Source organism: Mesorhizobium sp. M7A.F.Ca.CA.001.10.2.1 (assembly GCF_003998575.1).
Taxonomy (GTDB): Bacteria; Pseudomonadota; Alphaproteobacteria; order Rhizobiales; family Rhizobiaceae; genus Mesorhizobium.
Window position 1 is genome coordinate 1 of sequence record NZ_RZQY01000923.1, and the last position, 1,775, is coordinate 1,775.

At 61.1% G+C, this 1,775-nt stretch carries 2 protein-coding genes and 1 pseudogene; all 3 read left to right on the forward strand.

The genetic code is table 11. The annotated features are described in order from the left end of the window. Positions 1–312, forward strand: a pseudogene (locus EN964_RS33500) (FAD-binding oxidoreductase); the annotation flags it as partial. Positions 313–327: 15 nt separating this feature from the next. Then, positions 328–960, forward strand: a complete 633-nt coding sequence (locus tag EN964_RS33505; RefSeq protein WP_127268288.1) for a hypothetical protein — start codon at positions 328–330, stop codon at positions 958–960. Between the two features lie 96 nt (positions 961–1,056). Then, complete coding sequence (locus EN964_RS33510; protein WP_127268289.1) at positions 1,057–1,587, forward strand: dihydrofolate reductase family protein; 531 nt, start codon at positions 1,057–1,059, stop codon at positions 1,585–1,587. Positions 1,588–1,775: the final 188 nt, after the last annotated feature.

Here is a 1,775-nt window from a genome sequence, read left to right on the forward strand (position 1 = left end):
GTCCACAAGGAGGATGTGGCGCTGACCTACGCGCCGGAGCCGGCCTATTCGCTGGTGCTCTACATCAACCAGCCGACCGATGCCGACGGCAATGCCAGGATGCGGGCGCTGACGCGGGCGCTGATCGACGTGACGATCAAGCATGGCGGGCGCTTCTTCCTGCCTTACCAGCTGCATTATACGGCCAGGGAATTGCTGGCCTCCTATCCCGAACTGCCGGCCTTCCTGGCGGCGAAGCGGCAGTATGACCCGACGGAACTGTTTTCCTCGACCTTCTACCGTGCCATCAAGGCGCTGAGCGGGGTGGCGTAGACGTTAGGAGACTTCATGCGCAAGGTATCAGCCGCGGCACTCATCCTCATCGCGCTGTGCGCTGGCCCTGCCGGAGCCGAGGATCTCAAGGCCTTCAAGCTGACCATCGACGGTGTGACGGTCGATATCGATCCCGGCGAGAGCGCAGACGTGACCCTGCCTGGCGGCAAGCAGAGCAAGGTGACGCTCGAACGCAACGACTTCGCCACCTTTTCCGGCAGCGTTTTCTCCTTCGTTCACCCCAGCAACATTTCGGTGACCAAGACCGACCTCGGCGATGATATCACGCAGTATCTGATGGCGTCGGCTCTCGGCACGATCGTCGTGGTGCAGGAATATGGCGCGATGAATCCGGTGTCGCTTAACCAGCTGATGCTGCAGGAGATGACCAAGGAATCGGTGCTGGCCGGCGCCACGCTGACGCAGGAGCCGACGACGCGCAAACTCGCCGACGGCAAGGAATTGACCGGGATCCGCGCCGAGGTGACGACACGCACCGACACCGCCGATTTCGAGATCGTCGGCTTCGGCCTGGCCGATCGGGGGCTGCTGTTCATCACCCGCATTGCCGGCGAGGATGCAGCGACCGAAAAGCCGCTGATCGACAAGTTCTGGAAGAGCCTGAAAGTCAAGTTGCAGCGGGACTAGGGTCGTGTCCCGGTTTGAATTTCGGTTGGGATCCACACTTTTGCGTAACGGCGGCTCAAGTTATTCTGACGATCCGGAGGTTGGAGATCCTGCAGCATGGCGAAGCTCATTTTCAGAATGAACCAGTCCCTCGACGGTTACGTCGACCACCAGAAAATGCCGTCAGGCCCGACAATCTTTCGTCACTGGATGGAGCAAGTGCGCAATTTGAGTGGCAGTGTGTACGGTCGCGGCATGTACGAGGTCATGCGCTATTGGGACGAAGACAGTCCTGAGTGGAACGCGGAGGCGCACGAATTCGCGGCGGCGTGGCGGAGCCAACCGAAATGGGTTGTGTCGCGCTCGCTGAAGTCGGTCGGCCCCAATGCCACACTTGTCGCGGACGACGTCGAGGCGGTGATAGGTGGGCTTAAGGCTGAGCTCGTCGGGGAGATTTCAGTTTCCGGACCAGACCTGGCACGAAGCCTGACCGACCTTGGTCTTATCGATGAATATCAACTCTACCTCCATCCGTTCGTGCTCGGTCAGGGCAAGCCATTCTTCGCCGGCCCCCGGCCGCCGCTTCGCTTTGTGGCCAGCGATTTGATTGGCGACGACGTGATCAGGTTGACCTATGTGCCTGCCTGACCACGCGGTCGTCAAACGCCAGGGGGCTTACAGCCCCTTTGGCATCAGTCCGGCCAGCCAGTTCACGGAGCGTTTCGCGGCGTCGGCGGTTGCCGAGGCGGCGCGGCCGAGATCGGTCTTGACCACGGCGTAGCCGTTCTTGGTGCGATAGAGCACACCGGTTCCGCCATCGACCACCTGTTCATAGG